This is a genomic window from Saccharopolyspora sp. NFXS83, assembly GCF_026241095.1.
GTDB lineage: Bacteria > Actinomycetota > Actinomycetes > Mycobacteriales > Pseudonocardiaceae > Saccharopolyspora_C.
Genome location: NZ_JAPFGB010000001.1, coordinates 135,096 through 153,277, shown reverse-complemented (window position 1 = coordinate 153,277; position 18,182 = coordinate 135,096). Strand labels below are relative to the sequence as shown.

21 protein-coding genes and 1 tRNA gene are annotated in these 18,182 nt (G+C 68.4%); 15 read left to right on the top strand and 7 right to left on the bottom strand.

Going from position 1 to position 18,182, the window contains the following annotated elements; all coding sequences use genetic code 11:
- Window positions 1-23: 23 nt before the first annotated feature.
- The 5 genes from OOZ19_RS00780 to OOZ19_RS00760 all read right to left on the bottom strand — a co-directional run bounded on the left by OOZ19_RS00780 (window position 24) and on the right by OOZ19_RS00760 (window position 2,747).
- Window positions 24-254 (bottom strand): hypothetical protein, encoded by a 231-nt coding sequence (locus OOZ19_RS00780; RefSeq protein WP_266087070.1) that lies wholly within the window; start codon window positions 252-254, stop codon window positions 24-26.
- Window positions 251-1,099: a phosphoribosylaminoimidazolesuccinocarboxamide synthase gene (locus OOZ19_RS00775; protein ID WP_266087068.1), complete on the bottom strand. Its 849-nt coding sequence runs from the start codon at window positions 1,097-1,099 to the stop codon at window positions 251-253. The genes OOZ19_RS00780 and OOZ19_RS00775 overlap by 4 nt, the downstream gene beginning before the upstream one ends.
- A 148-nt stretch (window positions 1,100-1,247) precedes the next feature.
- The gene (locus OOZ19_RS00770) at window positions 1,248-1,478 is read right to left on the bottom strand and encodes a hypothetical protein (RefSeq protein ID WP_266087066.1); all 231 of its coding nucleotides are present in this window, start codon (window positions 1,476-1,478) and stop codon (window positions 1,248-1,250) included.
- Window positions 1,453-1,917, bottom strand: a complete 465-nt coding sequence (locus tag OOZ19_RS00765) for a hypothetical protein (protein ID WP_266087064.1) — start codon at window positions 1,915-1,917, stop codon at window positions 1,453-1,455. The genes OOZ19_RS00770 and OOZ19_RS00765 overlap by 26 nt, the downstream gene beginning before the upstream one ends.
- Window positions 1,918-1,994: 77 nt before the next feature.
- Window positions 1,995-2,747 carry a GntR family transcriptional regulator gene (locus tag OOZ19_RS00760; RefSeq protein ID WP_184484446.1) on the bottom strand — a complete coding sequence of 251 codons (753 nt, stop codon included), beginning with the start codon at window positions 2,745-2,747 and terminating at the stop codon, window positions 1,995-1,997.
- 178 nt (window positions 2,748-2,925) lie between these two features.
- Here OOZ19_RS00760 and OOZ19_RS00755 point away from each other — a divergent pair, with 178 nt between their 5' ends.
- The 9 genes from OOZ19_RS00755 (at window position 2,926) to OOZ19_RS00715 (ending at window position 9,436) form a co-directional block, all read left to right on the top strand.
- Entirely contained in the window at window positions 2,926-3,276 is a 351-nt protein-coding gene (locus tag OOZ19_RS00755; RefSeq protein WP_266087061.1) for a hypothetical protein, read from the top strand.
- A 328-nt stretch (window positions 3,277-3,604) separates the two neighbouring features.
- Window positions 3,605-3,859 carry a hypothetical protein gene (locus OOZ19_RS00750; protein ID WP_266087059.1) on the top strand — a complete coding sequence of 85 codons (255 nt, stop codon included), beginning with the start codon at window positions 3,605-3,607 and terminating at the stop codon, window positions 3,857-3,859.
- The gene (locus tag OOZ19_RS00745; protein WP_184484440.1) at window positions 3,859-4,038 is read left to right on the top strand and encodes a hypothetical protein; all 180 of its coding nucleotides are present in this window, start codon (window positions 3,859-3,861) and stop codon (window positions 4,036-4,038) included. Before OOZ19_RS00750 ends, OOZ19_RS00745 begins: the two co-directional genes overlap by 1 nt.
- A gap of 164 nt (window positions 4,039-4,202) precedes the next feature.
- The gene (locus OOZ19_RS00740) at window positions 4,203-5,573 is read left to right on the top strand and encodes an FtsK/SpoIIIE domain-containing protein (RefSeq protein WP_266087056.1); all 1,371 of its coding nucleotides are present in this window, start codon (window positions 4,203-4,205) and stop codon (window positions 5,571-5,573) included.
- Between the two features lie 42 nt (window positions 5,574-5,615).
- Window positions 5,616-5,801, top strand: coding sequence for a hypothetical protein (locus OOZ19_RS00735; protein ID WP_266087054.1), 186 nt, complete (start codon window positions 5,616-5,618; stop codon window positions 5,799-5,801).
- A 17-nt stretch (window positions 5,802-5,818) separates the two neighbouring features.
- Window positions 5,819-6,658 carry a hypothetical protein gene (locus OOZ19_RS00730; protein ID WP_266087052.1) on the top strand — a complete coding sequence of 280 codons (840 nt, stop codon included), beginning with the start codon at window positions 5,819-5,821 and terminating at the stop codon, window positions 6,656-6,658.
- 113 nt (window positions 6,659-6,771) lie between these two features.
- Complete coding sequence (locus tag OOZ19_RS00725; RefSeq protein WP_266087050.1) at window positions 6,772-8,052, top strand: replication initiator; 1,281 nt, start codon at window positions 6,772-6,774, stop codon at window positions 8,050-8,052.
- A gap of 5 nt (window positions 8,053-8,057) precedes the next feature.
- Complete coding sequence (locus OOZ19_RS00720; protein WP_184484430.1) at window positions 8,058-8,237, top strand: helix-turn-helix transcriptional regulator; 180 nt, start codon at window positions 8,058-8,060, stop codon at window positions 8,235-8,237.
- Between the two features lie 32 nt (window positions 8,238-8,269).
- Window positions 8,270-9,436, top strand: a complete 1,167-nt coding sequence (locus OOZ19_RS00715) for a tyrosine-type recombinase/integrase (RefSeq protein WP_266087048.1) — start codon at window positions 8,270-8,272, stop codon at window positions 9,434-9,436.
- A 51-nt stretch (window positions 9,437-9,487) separates the two neighbouring features.
- On the opposite strand, the gene OOZ19_RS00710 is transcribed toward OOZ19_RS00715, so the two are convergent.
- Window positions 9,488-9,563 (bottom strand) — tRNA-Lys (locus tag OOZ19_RS00710).
- A gap of 196 nt (window positions 9,564-9,759) precedes the next feature.
- Between OOZ19_RS00710 and dusB the strand changes: the two genes are divergently transcribed.
- From dusB to OOZ19_RS00680, 6 genes are all read left to right on the top strand, one after another.
- Window positions 9,760-10,908 carry a tRNA dihydrouridine synthase DusB gene (gene dusB / locus OOZ19_RS00705; protein ID WP_266087735.1) on the top strand — a complete coding sequence of 383 codons (1,149 nt, stop codon included), beginning with the start codon at window positions 9,760-9,762 and terminating at the stop codon, window positions 10,906-10,908.
- 61 nt (window positions 10,909-10,969) lie between these two features.
- On the top strand, window positions 10,970-11,344 hold the full coding sequence (locus tag OOZ19_RS00700) for a hypothetical protein (protein ID WP_266087046.1): 375 nt from the start codon (window positions 10,970-10,972) through the stop codon (window positions 11,342-11,344).
- 262 nt (window positions 11,345-11,606) lie between these two features.
- Window positions 11,607-12,497, top strand: coding sequence for a GGDEF domain-containing protein (locus OOZ19_RS00695; protein WP_266087044.1), 891 nt, complete (start codon window positions 11,607-11,609; stop codon window positions 12,495-12,497).
- Window positions 12,498-12,755: 258 nt separating this feature from the next.
- Window positions 12,756-15,758 (top strand): LCP family protein, encoded by a 3,003-nt coding sequence (locus OOZ19_RS00690; protein ID WP_266087042.1) that lies wholly within the window; start codon window positions 12,756-12,758, stop codon window positions 15,756-15,758.
- A gap of 173 nt (window positions 15,759-15,931) precedes the next feature.
- Window positions 15,932-16,579 carry a phosphate signaling complex protein PhoU gene (gene phoU / locus OOZ19_RS00685; protein WP_266087040.1) on the top strand — a complete coding sequence of 216 codons (648 nt, stop codon included), beginning with the start codon at window positions 15,932-15,934 and terminating at the stop codon, window positions 16,577-16,579.
- A 272-nt stretch (window positions 16,580-16,851) separates the two neighbouring features.
- A complete protein-coding gene (locus OOZ19_RS00680; protein WP_266087038.1) occupies window positions 16,852-17,691 on the top strand; it encodes a helix-turn-helix domain-containing protein in 840 nt (279 codons plus the stop codon).
- Between the two features lie 7 nt (window positions 17,692-17,698).
- Here OOZ19_RS00680 and OOZ19_RS00675 read toward each other — a convergent pair whose 3' ends face one another.
- Window positions 17,699-18,175, bottom strand: coding sequence for a (2Fe-2S)-binding protein (locus OOZ19_RS00675; RefSeq protein WP_266087036.1), 477 nt, complete (start codon window positions 18,173-18,175; stop codon window positions 17,699-17,701).
- Between the last annotated feature and the right edge of the window lie 7 nt (window positions 18,176-18,182).

Genomic DNA, 18,182 nt, shown 5'->3' with positions numbered 1-18,182 from the left:
CGTCTGCGGTATGCGTTGTTGGCTCAGTCCCCGTGAACGCGAGCGTTGTAGCCAGCGTGGCCGTTCAAGTCCAAGCTCTGCTCAGGGGAGAGCGTGGGGGTAACTCCGAGGCTGGACAGGAGTTTGCGGGCTGCCTGGATGCGTTCGGGCTCGCGGTCGTCGTCCGGGTGGGGCGTCACGCCGCGCTCCTGGAGGAGTTGGGCGACGTCGTTGACGAGTTTGGCGGCTGGGTAGGTGTCCCAAGGTTCGGTCATGACTGGCTCCCGGGGGTCCATGTTTCGCCGGTGATGCGTTCGAAGACTTCGGTGTACCGCTGGCGGGTGGCCTTGACGATGTCCGCCGGAACCTCCGGGCCGGGCGGGGTGCGGTCCCACTCCAGCGTGCTCGACCAGTCGCGGACGAACTGCTTGTCGAAGGCGAACTGGGGGCCGCCGGGCTTCCACTGGTCGGCGGGCCAGAACCGGGAGGAGTCCGACGTCAGCACCTCGTCCCCGAGCGTCAGAGTTCCGTCCGCGTCGCGGCCGAACTCGAACTTCGTGTCGGCGATGATGATGCCCTTCTGCTCCGCACGCGCCGCGCCCCGCTGGTAGATCTCGATCGTGAGATCCCGGAGGCGTTCGGCGGTCTCGCGGCCGACCTGGTTCACCACGTCGTCGAAGGTGATGAACTCGTCGTGACCGGTATCGGAGATCTTGGTGGTCGGCGTGAAGATCGGCTCGGGCAGCTTGCTGCCCTCGACCAGGCCGGCGGGCAGCGGGACGCCGGAGACGGTGCCGTACTTCTGGTACTCGCGGAGGCCGAGGCCGGCCAAGTAGCCGCGAGCGATGCACTCGACCTGGATCATCTCCAGCGGCTTGCAGCGCAGCGCGTTCCGGCCGAACTCCGCGGGGACATCGGTGGTCGAGATGACGTGGTTCGGGACGACGTCGCCGAGTTCACGGAACCACCAGGCGGAGAGCTGGGTCAGCAGAGCGCCCTTGTCGGGGATCGCCGTGGGCAGCGTCACGTCATAGACAGAGACCCGGTCGGACGCGACCAAGATGATGTCGCCGTCCAGTTCGTAAAGGTCCCGGACCTTACCGGCGTGAATGTGCTTCATTGAATTCCTCGACTGCTCTCATCGCGGGCACCTCGGCGGCTCTGACCTGCGCATCCTACTACACGGGCTTGTCGCCATCGTGCGCGCTGATGGGCTACCCGGAATTAAGAGCGGGATACTTCAGAAGCAGAAAGAAGAATTATAGAAATCAGAGTTCTTGCAAACCTTCGAGCACCGCGCGTAGCAGCTCCGGAGTCGGCTCCGCCCACTCTCCGCCCAGTGCGGCCGGACGCTGCGGTTCTCGGGGCGGAACCGGCTCGGCAAGGTCACTGCTGAGGTCGCCGGTCCAAACCGTCATGTAGCCGATGATGCGTTTGCTCTGGCTGTGCCTGCCCATGACGTGCCGCCGCCGGTCAATCGTGCGGTTCTTCGACGACACGAGGAACCTCGGCCCGCTCTCGCATCATCTTCGCCAAGTCGTCCAACGTTGTCGCCAACTCGGCGTATTCGGCCTTCCCGCATCGCCCCTGGTTGATGTGGTCGGCAGCGTCATCGAGCAACCACTGAGCCCTGCGCAAGATGACGGCTACGGGCTTCTCATCAGGAGCACGGACCGGCATCGGATCGTCTGCCGGGACTTCGATGGCAGCCGTGAACACCAGGAGGCACTGAACGCAGGGCGCGCACGGTGTCGCTTGACCGGCTTCGGGGCGCTCCCCCGGCTTTGCAGTGATCTCGACCAGGTGGCCGGGGAATTCACGTCGGCACCATGAAGTCCAAGCGGCGGACTCCTCCGATTCCTCAACGAAAGCGCTGTGCACAATCCGGCGAGACTGCGACACGACTCCCGCACGATACTGAAAATAGGTCGTATCCAAGACAAACTCCCCCCGGCGGCACCATTACTGGTGTCGCTGGTTAGCTGATTCGATTGTTCAGTGGATTGGTTCGACTACTATTCGCCGTCTTCGATGCTGTACTCGTAGAAAATCCAGTGATCCGGCTGTGCCGTCGACTCGCCGTACTCGATCACCGCGCCGTTGCCGTCGATGAACCTGTTCCGGCTCAGCAGGACCGGGGAACCCTCGGGAACCCCAAGTTCTCCCGCGTCGTCGGCTGAAGCGGTGCCTGCGGCGTGCTCAACGTAGGTCGCGACGATCCCCCGGCCGGTCTGCTCCTCGACGTACTGCGTCGTGCCCTGGACGATGCGGCCGGTCGTCAGCAGCAACGGGGCCAGGGCCGCGAGATCACCCGCGAACCACGACACCGATGTGGAGATCGGGCTGTGGTCCTCGCGGTAGGTGGTCCGCTGGCGGCGGATGGCCGGTGCGCCTTCCTCGATCCCCAATGCATCGGCGGCCCGCTTCGTGGCCGAGACCAGTTGCGCCGACCGGATCTTGGCGTAGTGGCCTGGCGGGTAGATCTTGCCGGTTCGGTTGATCGAGACGGTGCGGTCACGCGCGGACTGATGCGCCTGCCCCTCGGTGTGCACGACCGTGCCGACGCCCTTGACGCCTCGCACCAGCCCGCTCGTCCGGAGCGTGCTCAGAGCCTTCGTCGCCGTAGCCAGGCTGACGTCCCACTCCCGCGCGATCTGGCGAGCCGACGGGATCATGTCGCCGTCCTTGAGCTCACCGCTGGTGATGCGGTCCCGGATGTGCCGGACCACCTGGAGGTAAGGCGGCTCGGCGCGGTCGATCGTCGGCACTTCAGCTCCTAGCTAGAGGATCGCGGTGTTCTAGGACAGAACCCTACTCGCGGCATCTTTCCTGGTACAAGCCCTATTGATGCTGTATCAGAACACCAGTTGACGGTGTACTAGAACACCTGTATGTTGATTGATGTCAGGCAGTCGAAAGCCCCGAAGACGGGGCTTGGAGGTCAAAGTGCGGAACATCCCGGTGAACTTGCAGGGCTACAAGCTGATGGTGACGGAGTCTCCGGCGTTGAAGATGCGGGAGAACGACAACGGCGTCGAGGAGCCGGTGACGGACCGCTCGGGGGTTCAGCACTTCGTGGTGTCGCTGTTCGCGAAGAAGCGCCCGCAGGAAGGTCAGTTCGCGGAGAAGGGTGAAGAGATCAAGGTGACCCTGACCACTGACCCCGGTGACGGGTTCGAGGAGGGCACGTACGTGCAGTTGATCGACGCGACGGTGTCGCCGTGGCAGACCGAGCGCAACGGCCGCTACGCCTCCGGGCTTGCGTACCGCGCGGCGGGCGTGACCCCGCTGGTCTGATCTCCGCCCCGCTGGGTGTGACGGTCTTTATCTAAAGCATTTTTCAAGCCGTTTTCGTGGGCTGCTTGTTCTTTAGTGAATTCCATAGTGGGCCGATCTATGCCTTTTTCCGGCACGAATGCGCGTGCCGGTAGGGCTTTGTTGGTCCCCGAGTCGCCGGTTTTCAATGGCGGTTCGGGGGTCTTCATGGCCTTGTCCATGTCGAAAGGACCAGATGATGCGGGTTCGTTCTGATCGGGATTTCTGGTTTCACGGTTCCGGCTGCGTGGGTGGCCGGTGGCATCTCGCCGACAACGGCGAGTGACGAGAAAGGAAGGGGTGGTTGTTGATGGCGATGGAGCAGGCGTTGAAGCGGGTGGGTCCGGCGTCGGCGGCGGTGACGCGTCTGGAGGTGTTGGCGCGGTTCGTGGATGAGCTGGACCAGGACTTGGGCCGGGTGGCGTTCCTGGAAGACGACATCGTCGACGCCCGTCGGTTCGCGGATATCGAGGACCAGGCGCAGCAGGCGCAGGTGGCGTTGACGCGGTTGCGGGACGCGCTGGCTGAGCACGGTGGTGCCGTGGTGGCGAAGGGATACAAGTGATGACACGGGGCGAGAGTGTGTACGGGACGGTGCGGCGGATCGATTCCTCGATGGCCGCGATGAACCGCGTCCTGCGCAAATTCGGGACACCGAAAGAAGTCGCTTCCGAACTGAAGGCGGTGAAAACCGCTGTCGGTGAGGTCATCGCCCAGTTGGAGATGGCCGAACGACGCAGCTAGACCAGCAGAACAGAACACATCGGCACCGGGGTGCCGGATTCCACATCGGAGTCCGGCGCCCCGTTTTCGTTTCCGGGGAGCAGATTATGACGGACACACGGGTAGCAGTCGGAACGACTCCGGCACGGGCAGCGGGGAAGTGGGTGGCTCGGCATCCGCGTTCCATGACGAGCACGGTCGTGCTGGGGGCATCGGTGGTGTGGCTGGGCTACCTCGTAGTGCTCAGTGCCGCCGGTGTCGCTGTGGTGGCCGGTGCCTCCTGGTGCTTGTTGGATCGTCCGACGTTCGATCGGTTCGCGGGGCGGTTGTTGCGGGCGTGGTGGAGACGGTGGGCGGTCTATCAGCGTCAGTGGTTCGACCTCGCCTATCGCGCGGGTCTCGTGGTCACTGATCATCGGGGGCGGTCGTGGGCGCCGAAGGTGGTGCGGGTGTCGTCGTCGTGGTGCTGGGACCACGTGCGGATTCGCATGGTCAAGACCCAGGAACCCGGCGACTTCGAAGCCGTCCTGGAACGCCTCGCCAACGCCTACCGGGCTCGTCGGGCGACGGTGCGCACGCTGAAGCCGGGTGTGATCAGTCTGGATTTCCAGCGCCGCGAACCGTTCGATGAGATGCCCGTCCCGCTGCCTGCGTTGCCGGAGTCGGTTGAGTCGGTGGATCTGGGTCGCCTGGTGATCGGGCGGACGGAGTACGGCCGAGACTTCGCCCTCGATCTCTTGGGCGGCCTGCACATCCTGTTGGCCGGAGCCACCGGTTCGGGGAAGGGCTCGTGGTTGTGGGGCTTGATCAGGCAGTTGGCGCCGTTGATCCGGGCGGGGTCGGTGCGGTTGTGGGTGATCGACCCCAAGGGCGGCATGGAGTTCGGGGCCGGGCGGGAGATGTTCCACCGGTTCGCCGACAGCGACGAAACCGGCCTGGAACTCATGCGCGAGTACGTCAAGACCTTGGACGCGCGGAAGGAAGACCTCGGCCGCCGAGGAATCCGGACCGCGACGGCGTCGGTCGAGACGCCGATGGATGTGTTGATCGTGGATGAGCTGGCTGCGATGACGCAGTACTGCACGCGTGACATTGCCCGTGAGTTCGAACCGCTGCTGGGCAAGGCTCTGACGCAGTACCGGGCGGTGCTGGGCCGGGTGGTGGGGGCGGTGCAGGAGCCGCATAAGGACAACGTGCCGATGCGGGGCCTGTTCCCCACCAAGATCGCCCTACGCCTCGACGAAGCCTCGTACGTCGACATGACCTTGGGCGAAGGCGTCCGCGACCGCGGGGCACTCGCGGATCAGATTCCGGAGATCATGCCCGGCGCCGGCTACGTCAAACACGACGGCCGCCGCGAACCCCTCCGCGTGCGCGCCGCGTTCACCAGCGACGACGACATCGCCGCCCTGGTCACCTACTGCACGGTCACCCCGATCCGCCGTACCGAGCGACGCCCGGCGCCCCGGCGCACCGCGATCGCGGAGATCACCGAAGCCGACATCGAACACATCGACTCCTTCGACGGCGACGACGAAGACCACGACGCCGCCTGAATCCGAAGTTCCGTTTTTTCCTTCTGTCTAAGGAGATTTGCCATGTTCCACGTGCATTTGACCCTGGGTTCGTTAGCCGCGCTGGCCCTGGCCGGGCTGCTGGCTGTGGGCCTGGTGGCGCTGGTGTGGGCGCTGGCCGGTCCTGCCGCCGGGCTCCTGGTGCTGCTCGTCCTGGCGCTGATCGTGCAAGGCGTCAAAGCCCTGATCACCACCACAACCGAGGAATAGGAAGGGAGGGACGGGCGATGTGGCCGTTCCGCAAGAACACCGACCAGGACGCCGGGAAAACCCGGCGAGTGGAGCGGCTAGGGGCACGCATCGCCGAGTCCAAACGGCTGCGTCCCCTGTCCCTCGATCCCGATTTGATCGCTGTCGCGATGGAACGCACCCGGCGGCGCACCGTGGCCGGGCTGTGGTTCTTCCTCGCTCTCGGCCTCTCGTTCACCACTACCGGGGTTCAGGCGTTCCTCGCCGGTGACGCCACGTCTGGTGACCCGGTGTGGTGGGCGGCCTGGACGGTGGAACCGATGTTCGCCGGGCTGCTGATCCTGCTGCTCAACTTCGAAGCCGTCATCTTGTCCCACGGCGTTGAGCCGGGTCACCATTGGTGGACGCGGATCAAGCGGGTCCTACTCGGCACGACGTTGTTCATGAATGTGATCCCGCAGCTCGATCCAACCCGGTTTCAGCTCGGGTCGCTGGCGGTGCACCTGATCATTCCGGTGGTCGTCTACGGCCTGGCCGAGGTGATCCCGGTGATTCAGGCCCGGTCACGGCAAGTCGTGATGCAGGGCTACGCCGACGCAGCAGGGCATGACTCACCTGCGGAAACCAGGGAAGTAGTCCCGCAGCCGGCCCCGGCTCCCACCGCGCCGGAAGCACCCACGCCGATGCCTCCGGTAGTCCCGGCTGAGCCGGTGAAGCGTGGCCCGCGTCTGCCCTCGCACGTTGTCGACGCGCTCAAGCGTGCTCGGGATCAGGCGGCTGAAGAGGGCCGTGGGTTCGCTCCGGCGGACGTGCAACAGGTGGTGAAGGTCCCGGACGCGATGGCCACCGCCATCCACGCCGATCTCATCGCCACCTGACCGAAAAACCGTTGCCACAACTGAATAAGCACAACCACACGAAGGCGGAGCACCACCACCGAACGACATCGGTGGTGCTCCGCCTTCGTCATGTTCGAAAGGGAACACACCAGATGGTGCGCACTGATCCGGCGGTCGTGGACCGCTACCAACGACGACTCCACAGCACCGATTACGGCCGCTGGCGTGAACAGGTCGAAGCCACCGGCGGATGCACCCACCCCGTCCGCATGACCGGCGCCTGGACCGTCACCGACACCGCCACCAGTCAGGTCCTCGCGCACAAAGGCGGGCACGTGATGGTGCCCTGCGGAAACCGCCGCGAATCGGTCTGTGCCGCCTGCTCCGACCGCTACGCCGCCGACGCCTTCCACCTCCTCCGCGCGGGCCTGTCCGGCGGAACCAAAGGCGTCCCCGAGCACGTCACCGAACGCCCGAGGGTGTTCCTCACCCTCACCGCGCCCTCGTTCGGCCCGGTCCGTGACGACGGGCAGCCTCGGTTCCCGACTCGGTACGACTACACCGGGCACGTCCTGTTCAACGCACACGCCGGACAGCTCTGGCACCGATTCGTCATCGCTCTACGCCGCCACCTCGCTAAAGCCGCCGGAATCCGCGTCCGCGACTTCGCCGACCACGCCCGGCTCTCCTACGCCAAGGTCGCCGAATACCAGCGACGCGGAGCGATCCACTTCCACGCCGTGATCCGCCTCGACGGACCCAACGGCGCCACCGACCAGGCACCGGCGTGGGCGACTCCGGACCTGCTGGGCGATGCCATCCGTGCGGCGCACGCGCAGGTCCAGATCACGACACCGGAGATCGACGGCCAGGCGCGAGAACTGGCGTGGGGCCGTCAGATCGACGTCCGCACCATCAAGGCCGCGAACGCCCCGGACTTCGAGGACGGCGACGGCGAGATCACCGACGACCGCCTGTCCTCCTACGTCGCGAAGTACGCCACCAAAGGCACCGGCAAGTCCGAAGCGGCCGACCGGCCGATCCGCTCCGATGCCCACATCGAACAGTTGCGGATCAACGAGCACTACAAGCAGCTCATGCGCACCGCCTGGGCACTCGGCGACCGCCCGGAGCTGGATCACCTCAACCTGCGGCGCTGGTGCCACATGCTCGCCTTCCGCGGCCACTTCCTGTCCAAGAGCAAGGCCTACTCCACGACGTTCAAGCAGATCCGTGGCGACCGGCAGCGCTTCCGCCTCGAAGCCGCCCTGGACGAACTCGGCGTCACCGAAGAGTCGGTAACCGTGGTCAACCACTGGGACATGACCTCAGTCGGACACCGCACCCCAGAGGAACGCGACATCGCCGAAGGCATCGCCCAACGACGACGCGACACCCGCAAACACCGGCACTCCACCGAACGAAAGGACTGATCCCGATGCAGAAACTCTGGGGACCGCAGGACGTGGCCGACTACTTCGGCGTCCCGGTCGGCACCGTCTACCAATGGCGCACCCGAGGAACCGGACCCACCGGCAAGCGAGTCGGCAAGCACGTCCGCTACCGGCCCGAAGACGTCGAAGCCTGGTTCGACGCACAACCCGAGGGGGTGATCTGATGTCCGGTCGGCTTCCGCTGCCGCTGGGCAGCATGGGAGAGATCACGGTCAAACCGGTCGGCAAGTCCTATTCAGCTCGGGCCTGGTACCGGCGCGAGGACGGCAGCTATGTGGACGTTCGCCGCCGGGGAAAGACCAAGGAAAAGGCGAAGCAAGCGGTCCGGGACGCGGTCAACAACCTCGCTCCACCGGCGGCTCCCGGTGCCGACCTGACCGCGTCTTCCCCGTTCGGTGAAGCCGCCGCGCAGTGGCTGACTCAGTTCCGCGACGACGCTGAGAACGGCATCTACTCGCTGACCACGCTGGACACCTACGAGAACGTCTACGCAAACCACGTCAAGCCCGAGTTCCAGAACTTCCGGCTGTTCGAGGTGAAGACACCAGCGGTCAGCAACCTGTGTCAGCGCAAGCTCAAGGCCAACAGCCTGACCTTGGCTAAGCTCGTCAAGGCCGTGATCAGCAACATCATGGCCTTCGCTATCCAGGCCGGCGCCGTGGAGCAGAACCCGGCGAAGGGGATCGCTGCCTTGAGCGAGCGCCGCGCCAAGGTCAAGCGCAAGAAGCCCCGCGCGTTGACCAAGGATGAACTCCGCGACCTGCTGGGCAAGCTCGACGCCGATGAGGAAGCGAAGCGGCGCGACCTGCCTGACCTGGTGCGGTTCTTCATCGCCACCGGCGAACGCATCGGCGAAGCTCTCGGAGCCCACTGGGAGGACTTCGACCCGGCGGCCAAGAAGCTGCGGATGAGCGGCAACCTGATCCGGGCACGTGGTCAGGGCACGCGCCGCAACGACGGCAAGAGCGACGGCTCGGCTCGCGACATCGCGTTGCCGGACTGGGCCGTGCGGATGCTCTCGGAACGAGCCGAACAGCTCGGCGACGTCGACCCGGCGAAGCCCATCTTCGTCAACACCCAGGGCGGCTACCTCAACTCGTCGAACGTCGGCAACCGGACCTGGATCCCGTTCCGCAAGCGTGCGGGCTACGAGTGGGTCACCTTCCACACCATGCGCAAGACCGTGGCGACACTGCTCGATGAGGCAGGGCTCACCGCCCGCCAGGTGGCCGACCTGCTCGGCCACTCCCGAGTGTCGATGACCCAGGATGTCTACTTCGGCAGGGGCCAGCAGTCTCGCGCGAGCGCTGACGCGCTGGCGTTCGTGGACTCCGACGGGCAAACCGGCGAAGTTGGCAATTAGTTGGCAACCGGGCTCGGTAGCGAGATTCTCCAAGTCCCTGACCAGGCGGGATGGTGGGGCGCCTGGGGATCGAACCCAGAACCCACGGATTAAAAGTCCGTTGCTCTGCCAGTTGAGCTAACGCCCCGCAGGGGCAGCCTACAAGGGCGTGGTCATCTCGTGTGACGGTGGGCCGAAGTCGGTGGGGCGCGGTGTTAGCAGGGCAGCGGCGCCGCGCCGCGGGGGCGATGCCGCCGCGGTGATCACATCGCGGGCCTCGAACCGGGACTGCAAGGTCGACTGCGGCGTCAGGGACAATGGTCCGCGTGACCGTGCTCGATTCGATGGTGCCGACCGCTGAACGCCCGCCTCAGCATGGGCTGCGGATCGGGCCGTACGCCGTGGATCCGCCCGTGGTGCTCGCTCCCATGGCCGGGATCACGAACGTAGCGTTCCGCAGGTTGTGCCGGGAGTACGGCGCGGGGCTCTACGTCTGCGAGATGATCACGAGCCGGGCGTTGGTGGAGCGGCATCCGCAGACCATGCAGATGATCACGTTCGACGCCGATGAACGGCCTCGTTCGATGCAGCTCTACGGCGTCGATCCGGTGACCATGGGCCAGGCCGTGCGGATGATCGTGGACGAGGACCTCGCCGATCACGTCGACATGAACTTCGGCTGTCCCGTTCCGAAGGTCACCCGCAAGGGCGGGGGCTCGGCGCTGCCGTACAAGCGGCGGCTGTTCGAGGACATCGTCACCGCCGCCGTGCGGGCCGCCGAACCTGCGGGCATCCCGGTGACCGTGAAGTTCCGCATCGGCATCGACGACGAACACCTCACCTACCTCGACGCGGGGCGGATCGCCGAGCAGGCCGGCGCCTCCGCCGTGGCGCTGCACGCGCGCACCGCCGCGCAGCGCTACTCCGGCACGGCCGACTGGTCCACGATCACCCGGCTCAAGGAGACCGTTCGCGGCATCCCGGTGCTGGGCAACGGCGACATCTTCAGCGCCGACGACGCGCTGCGGATGATGGCCGAGACCGGGTGCGACGGCGTCGTCGTCGGGCGGGGCTGCCTCGGGCGGCCGTGGCTGTTCCGCGACCTGCAGGCGGCGTTCGCGGGGCGGGAGATCCCGGCCGGTCCGAACCTCGGCGAGGTCCGGCGGGTGCTGCGCAGGCACGGCGAGCTGCTCAGCGAGCACATGGGCGAGCAGAAGGGCGTGCGGGACCTGCGCAAGCACATGGCGCAGTACCTGCGCGGCTTCCCGGTCGGTTCCGATCTGCGGCACCGGTTCGGGCTCGTGTCCAGCCTCGCCGAACTCGACGACCTGCTGGCGGGGCTCGACCCGGACGTGCCGTTCCCCGCCGACGCCGAAGGTCCGCGCGGGCGGCAGGGCTCCGCGGGGAAGGTCGTGCTGCCGGAAGGCTGGCTCGACGACCCCGAGGACAGATGCGTCCCGGCGGGGGCTGAGATCGATCACAGCGGCGGCTGACCGGGCGATGCGGACCGCACTCCTGTGCCTCGCGGCGTGCGCGCTCGCGGGATGCTCCGCCATGCCCGGCGTACCTCCGCGGGAACAGCAGGTCCGCGAGTACTTCGCCGCGAACAACGCCACCGCGCGGCAAGGGCCGCTCGCCCAGCAGGACTTCTTCGGCCGGACCCAGCACCCCGACTACGCGGACCGGACCTGCGAACTCGACGGGCTCACCGTGGAACTCGACCCGGCGCTGAGCACGCTGCGGCCCGACCCGGCCTACTCGCCGGACGAGACCGGGCCGCCGCGCGGTGAAGTGTGGGTGATCGGCGTGGAAGTAACGGTCCGTCACGAGGGCACGATCACCGGCAGGCAGATCGGATCGCAGCACCTCGTGCTCCTCGACGGCCGAGTGCACGGATTCGCGCCCTGCCCCAACGGCAGCGGCTCATGACACGAGCGGAGAGCGGCGCTTTGCCCAGCAGTGATGTGGAACACGGCGTGATCGATTCGTCCGTGCGGGTGGGGACACGTCGATTCGCTTCCACCCGATCTCCCGGCCCGGTACACACCAAGGCAGTCCGGCTACGTGAGACGCACTCACCAATTCGGAGCAAGGACAGGTAAGCCGGATGAGCGAATTCCGCAGTACGCGCGTCCCGGCGCCTCAAGCGACCCGCCGGAGCCGACGACACCACGGACGGGAGGTGACAGCGATGACCGGATTGCGCGACGGTGTCGCCGGACCCGAACCTCTGCGCGAGGACGTCGCGCGTTCGTTGTGCCCCGCGCCGGCGCCACCGCCGGATCTCGGGCCTCGACGCACGCGCCACGAGCTCGCCAACGAGGGCGGCATGGTGGAACTGCACGAGTCGATCGCGGCACTGCTCGCCTCCCGGGGCCAGTGGCGGCAGGCCTACCACCACCTGCGCTCCGCGCTGGACCTGCTCTCCACGCAGGACACCCCGCGCGTTCCGGAACAGCTGCGGCACGAGGTGAACCGGCTCCGGCGCGAGCACGCGGAAGCCCGCGAGCAGAGCCTGCGCGACAGCCTCACCGCCAGCTACAACCGGCGGTACCTCGACGAACGCCTCGCCGACCTGCTCGCCGTGGACAGCGCGGGCGGGCTCGCCGTCGGGCTCGTCGACCTGGACTGGTTCAAGCAGGTCAACGACACCTACGGGCACCTGCTCGGCGACCGCGTGCTGCAACGCGTCGTCGAGCTGCTGCAGGAGGCGCTGCCGTCCGGCTCGTTCTGCGCCCGCTACGGCGGCGAGGAGTTCGTGCTCGTGCTGCCCACCATCGACGCCGCCCGCGCCGTCGCCGTGTGCGAAGCGGCCCGGATCCGCATCGAACGGTTCCCTTGGTCACAACTCGCTCCGGGACTGCGCGTCACCGTGAGCATCGGGATGGCGCACGAACCCGACACGGGCCAGCAGACCTCGCCCACCGCCACCGCCGAGCAGCAGCTCATCGGCGCGGACGCCCTGCTTTACGCGGCGAAGCAGTCCGGGCGCAACGCGGTCGCCTACCGCTCCGCCAGCGAAGTCCACATCGCCGGGCTCGCCGCCGAGCGCCGAACCGGGGCCAGATTGCTCGGCTACTGAGAGCGATCACCCGGGAACCGGTCGTACCTACTTTGGGTGTCCACGCCGGTCAGGTGGCGTAACACAGTTGGCCGATACGGCGCACAATCTCAGTGAATCGTGCACTGATTGTGAAGAAATTGTCGCCCACTATCGTCAGTTCGGGCGATCAGCCGTACTATCTCGGGAGCGTTGAGCGATAGGACTTCGGGGAGTCGACCGCTGACGCCCATACCGAACGACGACACCATCGACTTCGACGGTGGGGAGGGAACACGGGTGCCGCAGGACCCCCGGCATGGCCAGCACGGGCACCACAGTCCCCACCAAGACGGGGGCCCGGACGAGGACAACGCCCCCGACCAGCAGTCCGGGCGCCGCCGTCGCGCATTAGGTGACGACGGCACCGGCGGTACGCGGGTGTTCGACCTGCTCTCCAAGCACGGCAAGGCGCCCGGCGCGGGCACCGGCTCGCACCGCCGAGCCGCCGAGCCCGAAACGCCGAACGGCGGCGGGCGTCGCGCTCGCCCCGAGCCCCCGCAGTCCTCCGCGCAGCAACCCCCGGCGCAGCAGCCGCCGGCGAGCCCGCAGGGCGGCACCGAGTCGCCCGGTTCGCACCACGCCCCGCAGGCGTCGGCGCAGGCACCGTCCCGCGGACGTTCCACCCGCAGCGGTCAGCCCGCCGAACGCCGGTCCGACTGGACCCCGCCGGAGTCGGCCTCCCGGCCCCCGACCGGGCGCACCCGGCCCGCCGCACCGACCCGCCCTCCCGGCGAGGGCAGGCACTCCGAGCCGCTCGGCACCCAGCAGCCCGCGCCGCCGAACCGGCAGGCTCCGCAGCGCCCCCAGCAGCCGCCCGCGGCTCCGCAGGGTCCGGTGCAACCGCCCGCGCCGCAAGATCGGCAGGCGCAGGAGTGGTCGGCACCGGCTCGACCGCAGCAAGGACCCGGCCAGCAAGGCCCCGCCGGGCCGCAGAACCGGGCGCCCGCTCCGCACGCACCTGCCGCTCCGCAAGAACCGCGGCCCGGTGGACGCCGGGCCGCCGAGCCACCGGCGGACCAGGGCGAGGCCCGTCCGCCCGGTCGGCCCGGTCACCCGCAGACCGGCAGGCAGCCCGCTCCTGGACGCCAGCCGCGTCCGCCGCAGGAGCCGCAGCAGCGCCGCCGCCCGTCGTCCCCGCCGCAGGCCGCCGCAGGCGCGCTGGGAGCCGCTCAGGACGCCGAGGCCACCCACATCACGCAGGCGCTCGCCGGGGAACCGGCCGCGGAGCCCGAGGCTCCGCCCAGGCGCCGGGAGGCACCGGCCAACGAGGGCGAACGCCAGCCCCAGGGGCGGCCCGGCCGTCCGGGACGGCCCGGTCCCGCGCGTCCGGCGTCGGCCCCGTCCGAAGATCCCGAGGCGACCGCGGTGGTCCCCGCCGTGCCCGCCGAACCGGAACCCGCCGCGGGCGAAGGCACCAAGGTCACCCGCGCTCCCGGGGCCAAGCCCGGACGTCCCGACAAGGCGGCCCGGCCCGACAAGAGCTCGCGGCCCGACAAGGCCGCGGACGAGACCGCCGTCGTCGCACCGGTCACCGGTGACGACGCCGACGAGGACGACGCGAGCGGCGACAGCGACGAGATCCGCCAGATCGACGCGACGCTGGCCCGGTTCTCCGCGGTGCACGACCAGATCGCCGTGGAGGAGGACGCGCGGCGCAAGAAGTACTCGTGGCTGTTCGGCATGCGCAAGGAACCCGAACTGGGCCGCGACATGCCGTTCGACTTCGTCGAGGGCCGCGAGGCGGGCGCCTCCCGGATGGACTGGAAGAAGGAGCAGCGCAAGCGCCGCACCATCCGCATCCTCAAGGCGCTCGCGGTGGCCGCCGCGCTGACGATCTTCGTGGCGACCGGGATCGGCTGGAGCGCGAAGGCGTGGGTGGACGCGAAGTTCAAGGACATCGCGGCGCTCGACCCGAACTCGTCGTCCATCAAGGACATCTCGAAGCAGTCCGGCGACCGCAACTTCCTGCTGCTGGGCTCCGACACCCGCGCGGGCTCGACCGCCGCGGACGGTGTCGGCGACACCACCGACGAGCCCGGCGCGCGCGCCGACTCGACGATGATCGCGCACATCCCGGCGGACCGGAGCCGCGTGCTCGTCGTCTCCTTCCCGCGCGACCTGCAGGTCGACATCCCGAGCTGCGAGCGCTGGAACCCCGACACCGGCGAGTACACCGGCGAGCAGGTCCCGGCGCGTCCGGCGACGAAGCTGAACGAGGCCTACGCGGTCGGTGGGCCGAAGTGCACCACCAAGGTCGTGCAGCAGCTGTCCGGCCTGTCGGTGACGAACTTCCTCGGCATCGACTTCCAGGGCTTCAAGTCCATGGTCGACGCGATGCACGGCGTGGACATCTGCTCGAACATCCCGATCGTGGACCGCAAGCTCGGCGTGGTGCTGCCGAACGCGGGCCCGCAGACCCTCACCGGCACGCAGGCGCTGAACTATGTGCGCGCCCGCTACGTGGAGGGCGACCCGACCTCGGACTACGGGCGGATGCAGCGCCAGCAGCTGTTCCTGTCCTCGTTGCTGCGCAAGGCCATGTCCGGCCAGGTCCTGATGGATCCGCAGAAGCTCAGCGGCTTCGTCGACGCGGTCGCGGCGAACACGTTCGGCGAGAACGTCGGCACCGACCAGCTGCTCGAACTGGGCCGCTCCATGCAGGGCATGGACGCGGGCAAGATCACCTTCATCACGGTGCCGACCACCGGTTACGCCAACGACGAGGGGATGGAGGAGCTCAACCAGGCCGACGCGGCCGGGCTCTTCCGCGCCATCATCGAGGACGCCCCGGTGGCGCAGCGGCAACCCGCCGCCTCGGGGCCGGCGGGCGGCGCGGGGCCCGCGTCGACCGCTCCCGCCGCGTTCGGCACCGGTGCGGCCACGGCGAAGCCCTCCGACGTGCCGGTGCGCGTCGTCAACGCCTCAGGTGAGGACGGCTTGGCCGGTCGCACCGCGGATCAGCTCGGCAAGGCCGGTTACGTGGTGTCCGGCTCGGAGACGCTGGCGCGGCCGGGCTCGCGGACGGTCGTGCGGCACAGCGCGGCGAACTCGGCGGCGGCCCGGTTGCTGGCGTCCTCGGTCCCGGGCGCGACGACCGAGCAGGACCCGGCGGCGGGCGACGAGCTGCGGCTGGAGCTGGGCACCGGCTTCGACGGAGCGGTGCAGGCGCCCGGCGGGGCGCAGCCGGAGATGCCGAGCGACCTCTCGACGGTGAACGCGGGAACCGACATGTGCGGCTGAGCCGACATCCGGCGGTGTCCGATTTGCTCCGTTTCCGCCTTGTCGAGGCGCGGGCACCTCTGATCGGATGGTGAGCCCTGCGATACCACTCGAACGAGCCCATCATGGTCCGTTCACCGCTGATTCACCATCGTGCGTCTTGTCCGATTCTTCCCGGAAGTAAGGTGACCGGCATGCGTGAGGTCTACCAGGAACAGCTCGGCGATCTCGCCGAGGAGCTCGCCTCGATGTCGACCATGGTCGGAACGGCGATGGAGCGTGCCACGAAGGCGCTGCTGGAGGCCGATCTGACTCTGGCCGAGCAGGTCATCGAGGAGGACGTGCACGTCGACGAGGCCCGTGCACGTGCCGAGGAGCAGGCCTTCGGCCTGCTGGCCCTGCAGGCGCCCGTCGCGGGTGACCTGCGCACCGTCATCTCCACCATCCACGCGGCCGAGGACTTGGAGCGCATGGGCGACCTGGCGCTGCACGTCGCGAAGACGGCCCGCCGCAGGCACCCGCAGCCCGTGCTCCCCGAGCCGGTGCAGGAGTACTTCGCCGAGATGGGGCGCGTCGCCGTGGACCTGTGCGGACGCGCCGCCGCGGTGATCCGTTCCAGGGACATCGAGGCCGCCCGCGACCTCGAGGCCGCCGACGACGCCGTGGACGACCTGCACCGGCACCTGTTCACCGTGATGATGCGGCCCGACTGGTCGCACGGGGTGGCCGCCGCCGTCGACGTCACCCTGCTCGGCCGGTTCTACGAGCGGTTCGCCGACCACGCGGTCGCCGTCGGCCGCCGGGTCGTGTTCACCGTGACGGGCAGCATGCCCACGAGTTGACCTGATCGAGCGACGACGCCCGCTGGGAGATCCCGGCGGGCGTCGTCGTGTTCCGGGGGTGTTCGCGCAGCTCAGCGGCCGGTTCCGGCGAGTGGCCGAGTGATCGTGGAACCGAAATGATCAGACCCGATACGGCAACCGACGTATTAATACTCGGTCTCACCAGTCGATGACTCGAATGCCGTGTGCGATCGTCGTGGACGTGACCAGCAGCGATGAGGCGCGCCCCGACACCGTCCGCTCGGAGGTCGAGGGTGCATAACAGTCCGACCGTGCACCGCCGGCGCCTCGGCGGCGAACTGCGCAAGCTCCGGGAGAAGGCGGGCCGCACGCACCGCGAGGTGGCCGCCCACCTGGACTGCTCCCAGGGCAAGATCAGCCAGATCGAACTGGGCCGGGTGCCGGTGCGCACCTCCGACGTGCGGTTGATGGCCGAGTTCTACGGCATCGGCGGCGACCGGATCACCGATCTGATCGAGCTCGCCCAGGGCTCCAAGGAGCGCGGCTGGTGGCAGCGGTACCCGACGACCGCGCAGCGCCCCGGCTTCGAGACGCACCTCGGCCTGGAGACCGCCGCGAAGGCGGTGAGCTGCTTCGGTGCCGACCCCATCCCGGAGCTGCTGCACACCGCGGAGTACAGCGCGGCCCTGTTCGACACCGAACTGCACGTGCCCGGTGAGTCCGACCGCCAGGAGCGGCTCACCGTCACCACGACCCGCCAGCAGCGGCTGCTGGGCAACGAGCCGCTGGAGCTGTGGGCAGTGCTCGACGAGGCGGCGCTGCGCCGGTCCGTCGGCGGCCCGGTGGTGATGCGCCAGCAGCTGGAGCACCTGGTGCTGATGGGCTACCGCCGCAACGTGACGATCCAGGTGCTGCCGTTCGGGCACGGCGGGCATCCGCTGATGGGCGAGCGGATCTCGGTGTTCTCCTTCCCGGACGACGCCGACCCGCAGGTGGTGCACGTGGGCGACGCCGCGGGCTCGCGCTTCCTGGACAAACCGGCCGACACCGGCGACTACCTGACGGCCTTCGAGCGGGTTTGCGGCGTCGCCCTGCCGCCGAAGGACTCCAGCGCCTTCATCTCGGCGGTGGCCGACGACTGGAAGGCCTGATCGCGGCTCACATGTCGCGCGCCGCGTCCCTGATCGCGGCGCGGATGCGCGGGTAGGTGCCGCAGCGGCAGATGTTGCGGATGCCGTCGAGATCGGCTTCGGTGACCTCGCGGTCCTCGGCGGCGACTCGCCGCAGCAGCGCCACGGCGGTCATGATCTGGCCGGGTTGGCAGTAGCCGCACTGCACGACGTCGCCGTCGAGCCACGCCCGCTGCATCGGGTGCAGTTCCGCGTCCACCGTGGCCGGGAGCCCTTCGATGGTGGTGACCTCGTCGGTGGCGTCCAGGTCGCCGATCGGGATGGCGCAGGGGTTCACGGCGTCGCCGTTGAGGTGGCTGGTGCACGCCTTGCAGACGTTGATGCCGCAGCCGTACTTCGGGCCGGTGACGCCGAGCAGGTCGCGCAGGACCCACAGCAGGCGCACGTCCGCGGCCACCTCGACGGTGACCTGCTCCCCGTTGAGCCGGAAGGTGTGCTCGGGCACGGATCTC